Annotated in this window: 18 protein-coding genes and 1 other annotated feature; of the genes, 15 read left to right on the forward strand and 3 right to left on the reverse strand. The window is 64.9% G+C overall.

Features of this window, described 5'->3' with window-relative positions:
• Positions 1–80 precede the first annotated feature (80 nt).
• The 7 genes from tpiA (at position 81) to VW23_RS19880 (ending at position 5,197) form a co-directional block, all read left to right on the forward strand.
• Positions 81–836, forward strand: coding sequence for a triose-phosphate isomerase (gene tpiA / locus VW23_RS19850; RefSeq protein WP_084646331.1), 756 nt, complete (start codon positions 81–83; stop codon positions 834–836).
• 104 nt (positions 837–940) lie between these two features.
• Positions 941–1,468, forward strand: coding sequence for a preprotein translocase subunit SecG (secG, locus tag VW23_RS19855; RefSeq protein WP_069911269.1), 528 nt, complete (start codon positions 941–943; stop codon positions 1,466–1,468).
• A gap of 125 nt (positions 1,469–1,593) precedes the next feature.
• Entirely contained in the window at positions 1,594–3,222 is a 1,629-nt protein-coding gene (locus tag VW23_RS19860) for a CTP synthase (RefSeq protein ID WP_069911270.1), read from the forward strand.
• Positions 3,222–3,719, forward strand: a complete 498-nt coding sequence (locus VW23_RS19865) for a GNAT family N-acetyltransferase (RefSeq protein ID WP_069911271.1) — start codon at positions 3,222–3,224, stop codon at positions 3,717–3,719. The genes VW23_RS19860 and VW23_RS19865 overlap by 1 nt, the downstream gene beginning before the upstream one ends.
• A 17-nt stretch (positions 3,720–3,736) precedes the next feature.
• The gene (locus VW23_RS19870; RefSeq protein ID WP_069911272.1) at positions 3,737–3,928 is read left to right on the forward strand and encodes a DUF4169 family protein; all 192 of its coding nucleotides are present in this window, start codon (positions 3,737–3,739) and stop codon (positions 3,926–3,928) included.
• Positions 3,929–3,962: 34 nt separating this feature from the next.
• Complete coding sequence (locus VW23_RS28345; protein ID WP_084646332.1) at positions 3,963–4,628, forward strand: LuxR C-terminal-related transcriptional regulator; 666 nt, start codon at positions 3,963–3,965, stop codon at positions 4,626–4,628.
• A gap of 89 nt (positions 4,629–4,717) precedes the next feature.
• Positions 4,718–5,197 carry a glutathione peroxidase gene (locus tag VW23_RS19880; RefSeq protein ID WP_069911273.1) on the forward strand — a complete coding sequence of 160 codons (480 nt, stop codon included), beginning with the start codon at positions 4,718–4,720 and terminating at the stop codon, positions 5,195–5,197.
• A 4-nt stretch (positions 5,198–5,201) separates the two neighbouring features.
• Here the strand turns inward: VW23_RS19880 and VW23_RS29090 are convergent, their stop codons facing one another.
• From VW23_RS29090 to VW23_RS19890, 3 genes are all read right to left on the reverse strand, one after another.
• A complete protein-coding gene (locus VW23_RS29090) occupies positions 5,202–5,348 on the reverse strand; it encodes a hypothetical protein (protein WP_176730447.1) in 147 nt (48 codons plus the stop codon).
• Positions 5,349–5,472: 124 nt separating this feature from the next.
• The gene (locus VW23_RS19885) at positions 5,473–6,012 is read right to left on the reverse strand and encodes an isopentenyl transferase family protein (protein ID WP_244513668.1); all 540 of its coding nucleotides are present in this window, start codon (positions 6,010–6,012) and stop codon (positions 5,473–5,475) included.
• Between the two features lie 69 nt (positions 6,013–6,081).
• Positions 6,082–7,260 carry a type III PLP-dependent enzyme domain-containing protein gene (locus VW23_RS19890; RefSeq protein WP_069911274.1) on the reverse strand — a complete coding sequence of 393 codons (1,179 nt, stop codon included), beginning with the start codon at positions 7,258–7,260 and terminating at the stop codon, positions 6,082–6,084.
• 211 nt (positions 7,261–7,471) lie between these two features.
• Here VW23_RS19890 and VW23_RS19895 point away from each other — a divergent pair, with 211 nt between their 5' ends.
• The 8 genes from VW23_RS19895 to VW23_RS19930 all read left to right on the forward strand — a co-directional run bounded on the left by VW23_RS19895 (position 7,472) and on the right by VW23_RS19930 (position 16,848).
• Entirely contained in the window at positions 7,472–8,953 is a 1,482-nt protein-coding gene (locus tag VW23_RS19895; RefSeq protein WP_084646333.1) for a DegQ family serine endoprotease, read from the forward strand.
• Positions 8,953–10,269 (forward strand): replication-associated recombination protein A, encoded by a 1,317-nt coding sequence (locus VW23_RS19900; RefSeq protein WP_069911275.1) that lies wholly within the window; start codon positions 8,953–8,955, stop codon positions 10,267–10,269. Before VW23_RS19895 ends, VW23_RS19900 begins: the two co-directional genes overlap by 1 nt.
• Positions 10,270–10,725: 456 nt before the next feature.
• Positions 10,726–11,379, forward strand: coding sequence for a YqiJ family protein (locus tag VW23_RS19905; protein ID WP_280138997.1), 654 nt, complete (start codon positions 10,726–10,728; stop codon positions 11,377–11,379).
• Between the two features lie 7 nt (positions 11,380–11,386).
• Entirely contained in the window at positions 11,387–13,027 is a 1,641-nt protein-coding gene (locus VW23_RS19910; protein ID WP_069911277.1) for a flotillin family protein, read from the forward strand.
• A gap of 78 nt (positions 13,028–13,105) precedes the next feature.
• Positions 13,106–13,161, forward strand: a sequence feature (sul1 is cis-regulatory element that is thought to sense ions involved in sulfur or methionine metabolism; They are found in Alphaproteobacteria).
• Between the two features lie 69 nt (positions 13,162–13,230).
• Positions 13,231–14,715, forward strand: coding sequence for a SulP family inorganic anion transporter (locus tag VW23_RS19915; RefSeq protein ID WP_069911278.1), 1,485 nt, complete (start codon positions 13,231–13,233; stop codon positions 14,713–14,715).
• 57 nt (positions 14,716–14,772) lie between these two features.
• A complete protein-coding gene (gene crcB, locus VW23_RS19920) occupies positions 14,773–15,150 on the forward strand; it encodes a fluoride efflux transporter CrcB (protein WP_069911279.1) in 378 nt (125 codons plus the stop codon).
• Positions 15,147–16,133, forward strand: coding sequence for an RluA family pseudouridine synthase (locus VW23_RS19925; protein ID WP_069911280.1), 987 nt, complete (start codon positions 15,147–15,149; stop codon positions 16,131–16,133). The genes crcB and VW23_RS19925 overlap by 4 nt, the downstream gene beginning before the upstream one ends.
• Positions 16,134–16,218: 85 nt before the next feature.
• Positions 16,219–16,848, forward strand: coding sequence for a hypothetical protein (locus tag VW23_RS19930; protein WP_069911281.1), 630 nt, complete (start codon positions 16,219–16,221; stop codon positions 16,846–16,848).
• The last annotated feature ends 34 nt before the right edge of the window (positions 16,849–16,882 follow it).

Consider the following 16,882-nt stretch of genomic DNA (forward strand, 5'->3'; position numbering starts at 1 on the left):
GGTCGAGTTTGTGCCGCAAGGCACATCGGGACGGGGGTTATGGGAAACTCCCGCAATAGGCAAGTAGAAGGAGCGTCAAGGTGACGGCAGAGATAACGCCGCTGATCGCGGGCAACTGGAAGATGAACGGCACCACGGCCTCCCTGGGGGAGGTGCAGAAGCTCGCGGCGCTGCTCGCCAATGGCGGCGGACCGCGGGGCACGGTGGTGCTCTGTCCGCCTGCCACGCTGCTCGAGCGGCTCAACGACCTGGCCTCTCCCGCCGGCATCGTCACCGGTGGACAGGACTGCCATTCGGCCGCCAGCGGCGCCCATACCGGCGATATCAGCGCGCAGATGCTGGCCGATGCCGGGGCGCAATACGTGATCGTCGGCCATTCGGAACGCCGCACTAACCACGGCGAAACCGATGCGCTGGTGCAGCAGAAGGCACTTGCGGCGCACGCCTCTGGGCTCGTGCCGATCATCTGCGTCGGCGAAACCGAGGCCGAGCGCGATGCCGGCGGCGCCGTTGCTGTCGTTATCGGGCAGCTCGAAGGCTCGGTGCCGGACGACTGGTCGGGTCACGACATCGTCATCGCCTATGAGCCGGTGTGGGCCATCGGCACCGGGCGCACGCCCACCTCCGCCGACATCGCCGAGATGCACAATGCCATCCGCGAGCAGCTGAAATCCCGCTTCGGCGAACGTGGCGCGGCCGTACGCATCCTCTATGGCGGCTCGATGAAGCCATCGAATGCCAGCGAGATTCTGCGCATCGCCAACGTCAATGGCGGGTTGGTCGGCGGGGCAAGCCTCTTGGCAAACGACTTCCACGCCATTATCTCCGCCCTCTAGAAGACGCATCCGGCGCCGAGCGAAAGGCGGCGGATGGCGCTGGCATTTGTGTTGGCGCGCGTGTAGAAGGCGCGCCAAACCGATATCGAAAGCCTGAAGGTCCAATGGCCAACGTCCTGATCGTCGCCTACCTCCTGATCGTGCTCGCGCTGATTGCAGTGATCCTGCTGCAGCGGTCCGAGGGCGGCGGGCTTGGTATGGGTTCCTCGAACGCCAACGGCCTGATTTCGGTCCGCGGCTCGGCGAACCTTCTGACCCGCACCACGGCGATCCTCGCGGCGCTGTTCTTTGCTTCGGCCATCGGCCTGACGATTCTCTCCTCGGTTGACCGCGGGACGAGCTCCATCCTCGATCGCGCCACCCAGGGTGGTGAAGCGGCGCCGACGACCGTGCTCGACGCGCTCGAGCAGCTGCAGCAGCAGACCTCGGGTGATTTGCCGGTCCCCACCGATACGACCACTGCGCCGGCGCCGGCGACCACCACCACTCCGGCGACCACCACCACTCCGGCGACCACCACCGAGGCGCCGGCAGCCGGTTCCGACCTGCCAGTGCCCACCGAAACGGCGCCCGCCACCGAAACTCCGGCGGCACCGGCGACGACAGAACAACCAGCGGCGCCCGCCAACTGAGGCCGCCGCGACAGCGAACCGGGGAAGGGGATGGCAACATCCCCTTCTTCTTTTTGTGTGGGGTGCCGTTCGTGATCGGCGGCGCTCTTGAGAATCAGAACTTCGACCGAATAGGATAAAGGCCCATGGCTCGGTACGTTTTCATCACCGGTGGCGTGGTTTCCTCATTGGGCAAAGGCCTTGCATCCGCTGCGCTCGGCGCGGTGCTGCAGGCTCGTGGCTATAAGGTCCGCCTCCGCAAGCTCGACCCCTATCTCAACGTCGATCCGGGCACGATGTCGCCCACCCAGCACGGCGAGGTGTTCGTCACCGACGACGGTGCGGAAACCGACCTCGATCTTGGCCATTACGAGCGCTTCACTGGGCGTCACGCCAACAAGCGCGACAACATCACCACCGGCCGCATCTATTCCGACATCATCGCCAAGGAGCGCCGCGGCGATTACCTCGGCGCCACCGTGCAGGTGATCCCCCACGTCACCGACGCCATCAAGGATTTTATCCGCGAGGGCAACGAAGACTTCGATTTCGTGCTCGTCGAAGTCGGCGGCACCGTCGGCGACATCGAGGGCCTGCCGTTCTTCGAGGCGATCCGCCAGTTCGGCAACGACCTGCCGCGCGGCCACGCCATTTATGTCCACCTGACGCTGATGCCGTTCATTCCCTCGGCCGGTGAGCTCAAAACCAAGCCGACCCAGCACTCGGTGGCGACGCTGCGTTCGATCGGCATCGCGCCCGACATTCTGCTGATCCGCTGCGACCGGCCGATTCCGCAGTCCGAGCGCAAGAAGCTGGCGCTGTTCTGCAACGTGCGCGAGAGCGCCGTGATTCAAGGCCTCGACGTCGCTTCGATCTACGACGTGCCGCTTGCCTACCACAAGGAAGGCCTCGACCGCGAAGTGCTCGCCGCCTTCGGCATCGAAGATGCGCCGGCGCCAGACCTCAAGGCCTGGGAAGATGTGTCGTCCCGCCTCCACAACCCGGAGGGCGAGGTCAATATCGCCATCGTCGGCAAGTATACCGGCCTCAAGGACGCCTACAAATCGCTCAGCGAAGCCCTGGTACATGGCGGCATTGCCAACCGGGTGAAGGTCAACCTCAACTGGATCGATTCCGAGATCTTCGAGCATGAGGATCCGGCGCCCTATCTCGAGCACATCCACGGCATTCTGGTGCCGGGCGGCTTCGGCGAGCGTGGGTCCGCCGGCAAGATCCAGGCGGCCCGCTTCGCGCGCCTGAAGGACGTGCCGTATTTCGGCATCTGCTTCGGCATGCAGATGGCGTGCATCGAGGCGGCGCGGAACACTGCCGGCATCAAAAATGCCAATTCCACCGAGTTCGGCCCGACCAAGGAACCGATCGTCGGCATCATGACCGAGTGGACCAAGGGTAACGAGCAGGTTACGCGCAGCTCCGAGACCGATCTCGGCGGCACCATGCGTCTCGGCTCCTACCCGGCGCAGCTCGCCAAGGGATCTCGCGTCGCCGACATCTACGGCTCGACCCGGATCACCGAGCGGCATCGCCACCGCTACGAAGTGAACATGAACTACCGCAAGGTGCTCGAGGCCAATGGCCTCTTGTTCTCCGGCGTCTCGCCGGACGGCAAGCTGCTCGAGATCGTCGAGCGCACCGATCATCCGTGGTTCATCGGCGTGCAGTTCCACCCGGAGCTGAAATCGAAGCCGTTCGAGCCGCACCCGCTCTTTGCCAGCTTCATCGAAGCGGCAAAGGAGCAGAGCCGGCTGGTCTGATGCAAATCCGTACGGCGCGGCTGGTTCTGCGCCGGGCGGTTCCGGCGGATCTCGACGCCTTCCATCCGATCCTGTCGTCGCCCGAGGCCATGCGCTACTGGGCAACGCTGCCGCATGCCTCGTTTGATGTGACCGAGAAGTGGTTCGCTGACCAGTTCTTCAGCGGCCTCGCCAATCGTGACGAGTGGGTGATCGAGCGGGACGGCCGGGTCATCGGCAATATCGGCATCTGGAACCTGCCGGAGTTCGGCTTCATCCTCCATCCCGACGCCTGGGGGCAGGGGATCGGCACCGAAGCCGCACGGGCCTTTCTCGACTATGCCTTTGCCACCCACCCGGTCGATGCCATCAAGGCCGATGTCGACCCGCGCAACAGTGCGTCGCTGAACCTGTTACAAAAGCTCGGCTTCACCGTCACCGGCACCGCCGAGAACACCTTCCTCCTCGGTGATGAATGGTGCCACAGTGTCTATCTTGCGCTGCCGCGCCCCAGTTGAGCTTCGGAGCTCCCGCCATGGCCGATATCCTCTCCCTCTCGAAAGCCCGCAAGGCCAAGGCGCGCGTTGCCAAGGAGCAGGTTGCGGCGGAGAACCGGATCAAGTTCGGCCGCAGCAAGGCGGAGCGGCAGCTCGAGACGGCGCAGGACGCGCTCCATACCCGGCGGATCGATGCGCATCTGCGCAACCCCGATGGCTCCGAGGGGTAGGGAAATTCGCCCCGCGTTGCGCTAGCCTCTTCTGATGATCGTAACGAGGTCGCGTGGTCGCCCGCCCTATGCCGATAGCCTGACGCCCGCCGAATGGCGGGTGGCCCATGCCATCCGGCATGGCGGTACCGACCGCACCATCTCGAAACGCCTTGGTATCAGCAGCGACGCGGTGAAATTCCACGTCAGCAACATCCTGAGCAAGCTCGGCTTCGCCGATCGGCGCGCGTTGCGGCAATGGGCCGGGGTGCCGCAGGCGAGCGCGCTTGGGCGGCACAGGCAGAGGGGAGACGACATGTCGATGACAGCTGAGGTTCCGGAGCGCAACGACGTCCGCTGGGGCACTATCGGGCAGCTGTCTCGCTCGGTTCATGACATTGCGGCGGCTGAGGCCTGGTATCGCGATGTGCTGCGGCTGCCGCACCTTTACACCTTCGGCAACCTTGCTTTCTTCGATTGCGGCGGCACCCGGCTGATGCTGAGCGCCGGTGAGAAAGCCGACGCCGACAGCTACGTCATCTATTTGCGTGTGCCCGACATCCACGCCGCGCACCGAGAGTTGCAGGCGCGTGGTGCGGTGTTCCAGGCGGCGCCACACATGATTCATCGGCATGCCGACGGCACCGAGGAATGGATGGCGTTCTTCGGCGACAACGAGGGCCGGCCGCTCGGTATCATGTGCCAGGTCCCGCCGGCCTGACGGTTACATGCCTGTTCCTTGAAAAGCCTCGCCAGATGATGCAGCTATCGAGTTAGGGCAGGGATGTTGCCCTGACCGGAGCTATTGCCTTGACCACACTTTATGACTTTTCCGCCCCGTTGCTCGGTGGGGCCGAGCAGCAGCTTTCAACCTATCGCGACAAGGTCGTGCTGGTGGTCAACGTCGCCAGCAAATGCGGTTTCACGCCGCAATATACCGGGCTCGAAAAGCTCTATGAGACCTACAAAGACCGCGGCCTTGTCGTTCTTGGCTTCCCCTGCAACCAGTTCGGCGAGCAGGAGCCGGGCACGGAGGCCGAGATCGCCGCGTTCTGCGATCTCAACTACAACGTCACCTTCCCGATCTTCAGCAAGGTGATGGTCAATGGCCGCGGCGCGCTGCCGCTCTACCAGTGGCTGCGCCGCAAGGCGCCGGGCCTGCTCGGTGTGCAGCTGATCCCGTGGAACTTCACCAAGTTCCTCGTCGATCGCAGCGGCAAGAACGTGCAGCGCTTCGCCTCGGCGACAGAGCCAACCGATCTCGCGCCTGCAATCGAGAAGCTGCTCTAGCTAGTTAGCCCTTGTGATGCAGGCGCCGTCGCTCGGCGCGTGTTTCGTGCCGAGCCTCGTGCACGGCCTTCTGATCGACGACACGGCCACGCCAGAACAGCACCGCGCCCCAGGCCACGAAGCCCAGGAGCACCACCAGAGCCAAGACCACCCCACCCGGCATCTTCGCCACCTCGTTTGGGTTGCTGAGGGGGACGATATGCCTGTTGGGGAGCGGTGAACAGGGGCCGGGGGCCCCTGTCTTCGGCGGGATGGCAGCGACGGGCCGGACCGAGCTACTTTCGTTTCAGGTTCCACAGCGCATAGAGCCGGTTCAACTCCTCGGCATTCCCGGCGAAGACGTGCGGCAGGCCGGAGGCCACGGCCAGCTGCCGGTACTTGGCGGCGGCGTTCCGAGACTTCCATAGCCAGCGGAGCATCATCCAGCTCAGCGAGTCCTGTTCTCCGTCCAGGGCGCCCGCTCGCGACCTCTGAAACAGGGTGCGGTAGAAATAGCGTCGATATCGCGTGACCAGACTTGCATCGATAACGACGATGCCTGTGGCCCGTCGAACCCGCTGTGGCGCCAGCCGCGAATAGCCGCCATCAATGATCCAACTGCGCTCCAGGATGACTTGGTCGTGCAGCGCCGCGAACTCCTCCTCTGGCCGCACCTGCCAGTTGGTATTGGGCAAGTGCTGCAGGCGATCGAGGTGGATGGCGGGGATATCAAGCTTCCGCGCCATCGCAGCGGCCAAGGTCGATTTACCCGAGTTGGTCGGGCCCAGAATCATGATCCGGCAGCCGAGATTGGCAAGTGGAGGCAGGTCCTGCACGTCGTTCCTCCAGAGACAGAAATGCCGCCCCAGCACTGGGCTGGAGCGGCATAGCGGCGTGAGAGGCGATCACTCGGCCGGCTGCATGTCCTTGCCGGTGTAGACGTCGTCCACCCAGTACTGGTCGCGGCGCCAGAAGCCGTTGAACGGGGTGAGCGAGGCCTGGGTATAGGCACCCATCAGGCCGAACTCGATCCAGTCATCTTCATCGACGTCCGAGGGCAGGGTGAAGATCTGCGGCAGCACGTCGTAGCTGTCGCAGGTCGGGCCCCACACGGTGAAATCGGAGAACTCGCCGTCATTGTCGTGCAGGCGCGGACCACGCCACACCCGGGTCGGCGGGGTGAAGTGCATGAACTTCACTTCCATCAGCGAGCCGTAAGCGCCGTCGTTGAGATAAACCGATTGCCCGCCGCGCTGATGCTTTACCCGCAGCAGCAGCGAGGTCGACGAGGTCACCAGTGCACGGCCCGGCTCGATGATCAGTTCGGGCTTCGAACCGGCAAAGTTGTCCTTCACCGCCTGCGAGATGGTCTCGAAATAATAGTCCATCGGCGGGGCTTCGGAAGTCGGGTAGGGGGCCGGATAGCCGCCGCCGATGTTGAGGCGCTTCAGCTCGATGCCACTTTCCTCGGCAATCTTGGCGGCTGCCGCGATGTGACGCTCATAGGCGTAGACGTCCTCGCACTGCGACCCGACATGGAAGCAGAGCGACGGCGTGTAGCCCATCTGGTCGACGAGCCGGACGATCTCGGCGGCGCCGTCCTGCATCACGCCGAACTTGATGCCGAAATCGTAGGATTTCAGCGCCTTGCCGGCCTTGAAGCGGGTCGTCACCTCGATATCACGCGACGGCGAGACCACCGCCGCCAGCTGGTCGAGCTGCTGCGGGTGATCGATGGTGAACGAGCGGACCCCGAACTCCTCATAGGCGCGCTCGATCTCGCGCTTGTTCTTGATCGGGTTGTTGTAGTGCATCGCCGCGCCCGGGGCGTGGTCGCGCACCAGCTCCATCTCCATGTTGGAGGCGACGTCGAAGGCCTTGAGGCCCTCTTCGTGCAGCTGCCGGATGATGTGCGGCGACGGGTTGCACTTGACCGCGTAGGTCAGCAGGCCGTCGAAGCCCTTCTTGAACACCTTGGTCGCCCGGTGCAGTTCTTTTTTGGAGAACAGGAAGCTCGGAAAATCCGGCTCCTCGCTGGCGATAAGCTGCGACGTGTTGGTGTAGACCGTGGTCGGCTCAGTCATTGGGCGGCTAACCTTTCAGGGGTCTTGTACGAGAAGGTCCTCGGGGCAGAAAAGTGAGCGCTGCATATAGGGTCGATTGACCCACTGGGCAACGTCATATTTCGGGGATTACCAATCCGTAAGCCCAGTACCTAAAAGGCGCCAGATTCGCGGCGTTTGTCGGGCCATCGCGCCCACGGTTCGCGGCGCATTATCGCCCGAGGATATGACGATGTCGAAACAGGGTTTGGTCTTGGTGCTCGGAGGCGTCGCTGCCGGCGCCGCGCTGGTGTTCGGTTACGCCGAGCTGTCGAGTCGCACTGCCGAACCGCCGGCCATAGTCAGCGCCGTGCAAGCTACCGAGCCCGTCGCCGCCGAAACGCGCGCCGTTCCAGCCACCCGCACCGAGCTGCAGCTCAGCTTTGCACCGGTGGTGAAGTCGGTGACCCCCTCGGTGGTCAATGTCTACGCCACGACGATCAGCCAGCGCGCCACTTCGCCGTTCCTCGATGACCCGTTCTTCCAGCGCTTCTTCGGCGGCGATGGGCCGTTCATGGACAGCCGGCCGCAGAAGTCGCAGTCGCTCGGTTCCGGTGTCATCGTCGATGGCGCCGGGGTGATCCTCACCAACCACCACGTCATCGAAGGCGCGACCGATATCCGGGTCTCGACCAATGACGGGCACGAATATCCGGTCGACCTGGTGCTGGACGATCCCAAGACCGATCTCGCCGTGCTGAAGGTCAAGGACGCCAAGGGCGCCACGTTCCCGGCACTGGCCTTTGCCGATTCCGACCAGTTGGAGGTCGGCGACCTGGTGCTCGCCATCGGCAATCCGTTCGGCGTCGGCCAGACCGTCACTTCCGGCATCGTCTCGGCGCTGGCGCGCACCGGCGTCGAGAGCTCGAACTACGAGTTCTTCATCCAGACTGATGCTGCGATCAATCCGGGCAATTCCGGCGGGGCGCTGGTCGATCTGCAGGGCCGGCTGGTCGGGGTCAATACCGCGATCGTCTCGCGCTCCGGCGGCTCGGTCGGCATCGGCTTTGCCATCCCGGCCAATATGGCGAAGCTCGTCGCCGAGACCGGCATCGCCGGTGGCGCGCTGGTGCGTCCATGGTTCGGCGCGCGCATGCAGCCGGTCACCGCCGATCTCGCCGACAGCCTGGGGCTCGGCCAGGCGCGGGGTGCGCTGATCAGCGAGATCGCCCCGGGTGGACCGGCCGAGAAGGCCGGCTTTGCCGATGGCGACGTGATCCTCGCGGTCGATGGCTTCAATATCGAGCAGCCCAGCGCCTTCGACTTCCGTCTCGCCACCAAGCCGGTCGGCGCCACGGCGGACCTGCAATATTTCCGCTCGGGCAAGACCGAGGACAAGATCATCACCCTCGAAGCCCCTCCGGGCACCGCTAAGCCGGTCACCGTCTCGGGCAATACCCGCTTCGCAGGCACCACGGTGGAAACGGTGACGCCCGCTGTAGCGCAGGAGCTGGGGCTGCCCTACGACACGCATGCGGTGGTGGTGCGTGGCATCGAGGCCGGCTCGCCGGCCGACGATATGGGCTTGCGCGCCGGTGACCTGATCATCAGCCTCAACGGCGATGCGACCGATGATGCGGAGCGCTTCGGCAAGCTTGCCAATGACCGTCCGCAGAGCTGGCGGGTTGTGCTACAGCGGGGCGGCCGGATTGTCCGGGCCGAGGTGAGTGGTTGATGCTTTCGCTGTTCGATGATGCCGCGCCGCGTCCGCTCGCCGAGGCCCTGAGGCCGCAGCGGCTCGCCGACGTCATCGGGCAGGATCACCTCTTGGGACCCAATGGCCCGATCGGCCGCATGGTCGCCGCCGGCCGGGTCTCGTCGTTCATCCTGTGGGGCCCACCGGGTGTCGGCAAGACCACCATTGCGCGCCTCGTCGCCAAGGAGGTCGGGCTCGATTTCGTGCAGTTGAGCGCCGTGCTGTCGGGCGTTGCCGACCTCCGCAAGGTGATCGCCGACGCCAAGGCCCTGCGGCTCGGGGCAGGGCGGCAGACGGTGATGTTCGTCGATGAGCTGCACCGCTTCAACCGGACCACGCAGGACGCGTTGCTGCCGCATGTCGAAGACGGCACCGTCATCCTGATCGGCGCCACCACGGAAAACCCGAGCTTTTCGATGGTCGCGGCGCTCTTGTCGCGCGCCAAGGTCTATACGCTGCGCCGCTTCGAAAAGCCCGATCTCGCCATCCTTGCAGAGCGAGCTGAGGCACATGTCGGCCGGACGCTGCCGATCAGCGCCGAAGCGCGCGATGCACTGCTCGAGATGGCGGACGGCGATGGCCGCTATCTCATCGGCCTCGCCGAGGAGCTGTTCGCGCTGCCGGAAGACGCGATGCTCGATGTCGCCGCCCTCGCCGAGACGGTACAGAAGCGGGCGCCGGTCTACGACAAGGGGCAGGAGGAGCATTACAACCTGCTCAGCTGCTTCCACAAAAGCCTGCGCGGCTCCGATGTGCAGGCGGCGATGTACTGGGCGCAGCGCATGCTGGTGGGCGGCGAGCACCCGGACACCATCTTCCGCCGTCTCGCCTGCGCCGCATCGGAGGATGTCGGCATGGCCGATCCGCAGGCCATGGTGCAGGTGATCACCGCCTGGAACGCTTTCGAACGCACGGGTTTCCCCGAGGGCGAGCTGTTCATGGCGCAGGCCATTGCCTATGTCGCGACGGCGCCGAAATCCAACGCCGCCATGGTTGGCTTTGCCAACGCCAAGGCGCTGGCCCAGCAGACCGGCTCGCTGCCGCCGCCCAAGCACATCCTCAACGCCCCGACCAAGCTGATGAAAGAGCTCGGCTACAACAAGGGCTACCGCTACGACCACGACTATCCCGATGCCTTCTCAGGCCAGGAGTTTTTCCCGGACGAACTGGCCGGTGACCGCCGGCCCGAGCTCTACCAGCCGAACGAACGCGGCTTCGAACGCGAGGTGATCAAGCGCCTCGACTTCTGGTCCAGCCGCCGCGAACAGCGGCGGGAGGAAGAGGGCGGGGAGTAGCCGCTTCTGCTCTCCTCCCCCTTGAGGGGAGGGCCATCGCATATGCGGCCCTGGGCACCTCTTGCCTTCTCCCCTTGTGGGAGAAGGTGGCGCGTAGCGCCGGATGAGGGGTCCGCGCAACGAAGTGTAGCGCGGCCGGAGCGAAGCGACGGACGATGAGTACGCGGAGAGGACCCCTCATCCGGCCTTCGGCCACCTTCTCCCACAAGGGGAGAAGGCCATCCAACTTCTGTCTGTGCTCCATATGTGATAGCCCTGCCTTGTGGGGAGGGAGGCACTAGCCCTTACATCCCCGCCCAGTTGCAATCGTCGGTGCGCCCGCCGTTGCTTGCCTCCGCCTGAGCAGCCAAGATTAGCCATATCGAGATTCTGCGCCTCGAAGTCCTTGCGGCCTATGGAAAACTGTCACAACAGTCCCATATGACCTGAAGGGATCAGGGGAGGGGCAAGATAGAACTGTTCGCGCCGGAGTTCGCACCGTTCACCGTTGCATTGATCGTCATGCTGGCGATCGGCGTAATCGAGTTGCTATCGCTCCTCATCGGCTTCTCGCCCTCCGCCTCGATCGAGGCGGCGCTTCCGGGCGTCGATGTTCCCGACCTCGAGGCGCCTGAACTCAGCGGCGCCGAAGTCGGCCCGCTATCGCATGTGCTCAGCTGGTTCTCGGTCGGACGGCTGCCCTTCCTGGCGCTGCTGGTGATCTTTCTCACCGGCTTCGGCCTCTCTGGCTACATCGTGCAGTGGGCGGCTGGCGCCGCCATCGGCAGCCCATTGACGCCTTGGCTCGCCGCGGTGCCAGCGCTGGTCGGCGCCAGCTATGCAACACGCCACCTTGGGCGCTGGCTTGGCGATATCTTCCCGAGGGATCAGTCCGAGGCGGCCAGCCGCTCGGAGCTCGTCGGCAGCTACGCCACGATCATTCGCGGCGAGGCCAGGCAGGGCCAGCCGGCCGAAGCCAAGACCACAGACCTCCGCGGTCGTACCCATTACATCCTGCTCGAGCCGGGTGAACGCGGCATGACCTACGGCGCCGGCGACCGGGTGTTCCTCGTCGGCCGCGACAAGAACATCTACCGCGCCATTACGCGCCTCACCCCGCCACAGGAATAGCTCCGCAATGTACGACCAGCTCATTTCGATCCTGATCTTGGCCGCCATCATCATCGTCGCGATCTTCGTGATCGGCATGATCATCGCGCGGCTCTATCGTCGCGCCAGCAAGGAAGTGTCGTTCGTGCGCACCGGCTTCGGTGGGCAGCGGGTGATCATGAACGGTGGCGCCCTGGTGCTGCCGGTGCTGCATGAGACCATCCCGGTCAATATGAACACCCTCCGCCTCGAAGTGGTGCGCACCGCCGAGCAGGCGCTGATCACCAAGGACCGCATGCGCGTCGACGTGCAGGCGGAGTTCTACGTGCGCGTGCAGCCGACCGCCGAGGCGATCGCCGACGCCGCCCAGACGCTGGGTCGCCGCACCATGGAGCCGCAGGCGCTGAAGGAACTGGTCGAAGGCAAGTTCGTCGATGCGCTCCGCGCCGTCGCCGCCGAGATGGCGATGGAGGAACTGCACGAGCAGCGGGTTAACTTCGTACAGAAGGTGCAGTCGGCGGTTTCCGAGGACATCCTCAAGAACGGCCTCGAACTCGAATCCGTGTCGCTCACCGGCCTCGACCAGACCAACCGGGAGTTCTTCAATCCCGACAACGTGTTCGACGCGGAAGGTCTCACCAAGATGACCCAGTCGATCGAGGATCGGCGCAAGACCCGTAACGACATCGAACAGAACACCCAGGTGGCGATCGCGCGAAAGAACCTCGAGGCGCAGCAGGAGCAGTTCACCATCACCCGTGACAGCGAGTATGCGCGCCTCAACAACGAGCGCGAGATCGCCATCCGCATCGACCAGCAGAACGCCGAAATCGAGAGTCTCCGCGCCCAGCGCGCCACCGAAGCCGAGGCGGCTCGTACGCTGTCGCGACAGCAGGTGAAGGAGGCGGCAATCAAGGCCGACCAGGCCATCGCGCTCAGCGAGCAGATCAGCGCCACGGCGATCGCCGCCAAGTCCGAGGAGCAGTCGAAGGCGGAGGCCAAGGCGGACGTCGCCCGTGCGCTCGCTGCCAAGGCGGCCGAAGAGGTGGAGACCGCGCGTCTTACCGAGATCGCCGAGCGCACCAAGCGCATCCAGCTGATCGAAGCCGAGCAGGAAGCCCAGAAGGCCTCGATCAACATCGTCATCTCGTCCGATGCCGAAAAGCAGGCCGCCAAGAACCGCGCCGAGGCCGCCCGCACGCTGGCGCAGGGCGAGGCGGAAGCCGCCAAGTTGAAGGCCGCCGCCACCGAGGTGACCTACGCGGTCGAGGCTGAGGGTAAGCAGAAGCTCAACGAGGCCGCCAACCGGCTGTCACCCGAGCAGATCGCGATGAACATCCGCATGGCGCTGATTGAGGCGCTGCCGTCGATCATCGCGGAATCGGTGAAGCCGATGGAGAACATCGAGGGCATCAAGATCCTGCATGTCGACGGGCTGTCGGGGGGTGGCTCGGGCGGGCACGCGATGAACGGCCACAATGGCGCCGGGATCGCCGACCAGGCGGTCGATGCGGCGCTGCGCTACCGCAGCCAGGCCCCGCTGATCGACGCGCTGCTGGCCGAGCTCGGTCTCAAGGGCGGCTCGCTCAACGGCCTCGTCTCGTCGGCCGTGGCGCCGGCGCTGGAGATCGACCCCGAAGACGAGGACGAGGCCCCCGCCAGCGCCTGAGCGGCCGATCTCGATAGCAGAGAGCTCGCTGTCATCCTTGATTTCATCGATGGCAGCGGGCAGAAGGATCGGTATTCATTCGGACCCGGTGCAAACCCGGGTGGCTCTTCCGGCCGCCGATCCGCCGGACACTCCAGCAGAACCGCATCACAGTTGTCGTTCGCCGTCGGGCGAGCCGCACGCTCATGCCGTCTGGACCAGCAATGACTTTCGCTCAGACCTTCCGCCGTGACTGGCTCTCCAATATTCGTGGCGATGTGCTCGCCGGCATCGTCGTCGCCCTGGCGCTGATCCCCGAAGCCATCGGGTTTTCCATCATTGCAGGCGTCGATCCCAAGATCGGGCTCTACGCCTCGTTCATTATCGCCATGGTGATCTCGGTCGCCGGCGGCCGTCCGGCGATGATCTCCGCCGCCACCGCCGCCACCGCGGTGCTGATGGGCACGCTGGTGCGCGAGCACGGCCTGCAGTACCTGCTCGTCGCCACTATCCTCGCCGGCATCCTGCAGGTGGTCGCCGGCTACGCTCGCGTCGGCTATGTCATGCGCTTCGTTTCACGCTCGGTGATGACGGGCTTCGTCAATGCGCTGGCCATTCTGATCTTCATGGCGCAGTTGCCAGAATTGATCGGCGTCACCTGGGAGACCTACGTGATGATCGCGGCCGGCCTCGCGATCATCTACCTGTTCCCGCGCCTCACCCGGCTGGTGCCGTCGCCACTGGTCTGCATCCTCGTGCTCTCGGCGATCTCGCTGATGCTGCATGTCGATGTCCGCACCGTCGCCGACCTCGGCGAGCTGCCCTCCACATTGCCGACGCTGCTGTTCCCCGATGTGCCGCTGACGCTCGCGACGGTCTGGATCATCCTGCCGTACTCGGTCGCCGTCGCGGCAGTCGGCCTGCTCGAGAGTCTGCTCACCGCCTCCATCGTCGACCAGATGACCGACACCCGCAGCGACAAGAACCGCGAGTCGATCGGGCAGGGCATCGCCAACATGGCGAGCGGTTTCTTCGGCGGCATGGCCGGGTGCGCGATGATCGGCCAGTCGGTGATCAACGTGAAGTCCGGTGGCCGCGGGCGGCTCTCCACCTTCGTTGCCGGCGCCTTCCTCCTTTTCCTGCTGATGGTGCTCGGGGACATTGTGGGCCTGATCCCGATGCCGGCGCTGGTCGCGATTATGATCATGGTCTCGATCGGCACTTTCAGCTGGACCTCGCTCAACGATCTCCGCCGCCATCCGCGCCGCTCCAGCATCGTCATGCTGGCGACGGTCATCACTGTTGTCGGCACCCATAACCTGGCGCTTGGCGTCGGCGTTGGCGTGCTGCTGTCGGGCATCTTCTTTGCATGGAAGGTGGCACAGATCTTCCGTGTCAGCTCGGTCCTCACTGCGGACGGACAGGAGCGCGACTACCTGGTTGAAGGCCAGCTGTTCTTCGCTTCGGTCGAGGATTTTCTCAACGCGTTCGACTTCAAGGAGCCGCTGCAGCGGGTGCGGATTGATGTCAGCATGGCCCATATCTGGGATGTCAGCGGGGTGAATGCCGTCGATGTGGCGGTGCTGAAGTTCAGGCGCGAGGGTGTCGAGGTCGAACTGGTCGGGATGAACGACGCCAGCGCAACTCTGATGGACAAACTGGCGGCGCATGACCGGCCGGGCGCCATGGAACGGATGCTGGGCCACTAACCGGTAATTCGGCACGCCGCGCTTGAGTATTTGCGCGGGCCGGGCCAAAGAGGGGCCATGAACTCATATCTTCTCGTCGGCATCGGCGGCGCGCTCGGCGCCTTGGCGCGCTTTGGCGCGCAGAACTGGATCGGCAGCCTGCCCAACGGCTTCCCGGTGGCGACGTTCCTCGTCAACATCGTCGGCTCGATCGCCATGGGCGTGCTGGTCGGGGTCCTCGCCAAGACCACGCCGCAGTACCAGAACGAGATCCGGCTGTTTGTCGCCGTCGGCGTCTTTGGCGGTTTCACCACCTTCTCGAGCTTTTCGCTCGACGCCATCACATTGATCGAGCGCGGCGATATCCTGCTCGCCGCATTCTACATCGTCGGCTCGGTGCTGCTGTCGCTGGCCGGGCTGTGGATGGGCATGCTGGCCATGCGGGTGGTCGCATGAGTGGCGTCCGGCAACAGGTCGTCGCCCGCGACGAAGACGGCATGCGGCTCGACCGCTGGTTCGCCACGCACTTCCCACAGGTCACTTTTGGTCACCTGCAGAAGCTGTTGCGCTCGGGCCAGATCCGCGTCGACAGCGGTCGGGTCAAGGCCAACGCTCGCCTCGCGGCCGGGCAGGTGGTCCGGGTGCCGCCGATCGAGGCGGCTCCGGAGCGCCCCGAGGGCGAAATCAATTCGAAAGACGCCGACTTCCTCCGGGATATCATCCTCTACGAGGACGACGAACTCTACGTCTTCAACAAGCCGCATGGCCTCGCTTCGCAGGGCGGCTCGGGCACCAAGCGGCATATGGATGGGCTGCTGAAGAGCCTCCCCAACAAGAAGGGCGAGGCGCCCCGTCTGGTACACCGGCTCGACCGCGACACTTCCGGTTGCCTGGTCGTCGCCAAGACCAAGGCGGCGGCGGCGTATTTCGGCGAGGTATTCTCCTCACGCCAGGCGCGGAAAATCTACTGGGCCGTGGTGTGGGGAAATCCGCACCCCAAGCAGGGGTCGATCTCGTGCTTCCTCGCCAAGCAGGCAACCACCGATGGCGAGCAGATGGTGGTGGTGCCGCAGGGCACGCCCGGCGCGCAGCATTCGATGAGCTACTATTCGACCACCGACACCGCCGCCCGCCGTTTCGCCTGGGTGACGCTGAAGCCGGTGACCGGGCGCACGCACCAGTTGCGCGTCCACATGGCGCAGTTGCACAACCCGATCATGGGCGATCCGCGCTATTTCAACATCGAGAACTGGACGCCGCCGGACGAGATTTCGAAGGGCCTGCACCTGCATGCCCGCCGCATCCGGCTGCCGCTGCGCAACGGGCAACTGCTCGATGTCTCGGCGCCGCTGCCACCGCATATGCAGGCGACCTTCGACGTGCTCGGGTTCGATGCCGATCGCTACGACGTGCAGGATCAGGATCCGGAACAGGACTGATCAAATCGCCGCGAGCGCCGGACGAAACGTCCGGTTCGCGTGTTCACCCTGTTGCGGCCCATTGCGGGCGCACAGGGAGATGCCAATGAAAACGATCGTTCTCGCCGCTGCCACCGCGGCAACCCTCGCCATTGCAGCACCGGCCATTGCGCAGGACGCGACCACCATGACCTTCTTCGTCACCAGTGTGGGTGCCGGAGACGGCGCCAATCTCGGCGGCCTTGAGGGGGCCGACGCGCATTGCGCCAAGCTGGCGGAAGCCGCCGGCTCCAGCGGCAAGACCTGGAAGGCCTATCTCAGTGCCGAAGGAGTCAACGCCAAGGACCGGATCGGCGCCGGCCCGTGGCAGAATTTCAAGGGCGACGTGATCGCCACCGATGTCGCCAATCTCCACAGCGCCGACAACAAGCTGAGCAAGGCGACGGCGCTCTCCGAGACCGGAGCTCCGATCAACGGGCGCGGCGATGATCCGAACCAGCATGACATCCTCACCGGCTCCAACCCGGACGGCACGCTGGCCGCCGGCCAGACCTGTGGCGACTGGACGCTGAACGGCGAGGGCAGCGCCATTGTCGGCCACTCCGACCGCACCGGTCTCGACGAGTCCGACGCTGCCAAATCCTGGAACTCCTCGCATCCGTCGCGCGGCTGCAGCCAGGAGAACCTGGTCGGCACGGGCGGCGCAGGACTTCTCTACTGCTTTGCTGCGATGTAGACTTCATCCAGTGGCGCAGGGCGTGACACGCCCT

The organism is Devosia insulae DS-56 (genome assembly GCF_000970465.2).
GTDB lineage: Bacteria > Pseudomonadota > Alphaproteobacteria > Rhizobiales > Devosiaceae > Devosia_A > Devosia_A insulae.

What these genes read in the sequence shown, in the direction of transcription:
- crcB (WP_069911279.1), top strand. Translation starts at nt 14,773, where the DNA reads ATGAACTCATATCTTCTCGTCGGCATCGGCGGCGCGCTCGGCGCCTTG.
- VW23_RS19890 (WP_069911274.1), bottom strand. Translation starts at nt 7,260, where the DNA reads ATGACTGAGCCGACCACGGTCTACACCAACACGTCGCAGCTTATCGCC.
- VW23_RS19930 (WP_069911281.1), top strand. Translation starts at nt 16,219, where the DNA reads ATGAAAACGATCGTTCTCGCCGCTGCCACCGCGGCAACCCTCGCCATT.
- VW23_RS19900 (WP_069911275.1), top strand. Translation starts at nt 8,953, where the DNA reads ATGCTTTCGCTGTTCGATGATGCCGCGCCGCGTCCGCTCGCCGAGGCC.
- VW23_RS19915 (WP_069911278.1), top strand. Translation starts at nt 13,231, where the DNA reads ATGACTTTCGCTCAGACCTTCCGCCGTGACTGGCTCTCCAATATTCGT.
- VW23_RS19895 (WP_084646333.1), top strand. Translation starts at nt 7,472, where the DNA reads ATGTCGAAACAGGGTTTGGTCTTGGTGCTCGGAGGCGTCGCTGCCGGC.
- VW23_RS28345 (WP_084646332.1), top strand. Translation starts at nt 3,963, where the DNA reads ATGATCGTAACGAGGTCGCGTGGTCGCCCGCCCTATGCCGATAGCCTG.
- VW23_RS19910 (WP_069911277.1), top strand. Translation starts at nt 11,387, where the DNA reads ATGTACGACCAGCTCATTTCGATCCTGATCTTGGCCGCCATCATCATC.
- VW23_RS19860 (WP_069911270.1), top strand. Translation starts at nt 1,594, where the DNA reads ATGGCTCGGTACGTTTTCATCACCGGTGGCGTGGTTTCCTCATTGGGC.
- VW23_RS19865 (WP_069911271.1), top strand. Translation starts at nt 3,222, where the DNA reads ATGCAAATCCGTACGGCGCGGCTGGTTCTGCGCCGGGCGGTTCCGGCG.
- secG (WP_069911269.1), top strand. Translation starts at nt 941, where the DNA reads ATGGCCAACGTCCTGATCGTCGCCTACCTCCTGATCGTGCTCGCGCTG.
- VW23_RS19870 (WP_069911272.1), top strand. Translation starts at nt 3,737, where the DNA reads ATGGCCGATATCCTCTCCCTCTCGAAAGCCCGCAAGGCCAAGGCGCGC.
- VW23_RS19925 (WP_069911280.1), top strand. Translation starts at nt 15,147, where the DNA reads ATGAGTGGCGTCCGGCAACAGGTCGTCGCCCGCGACGAAGACGGCATG.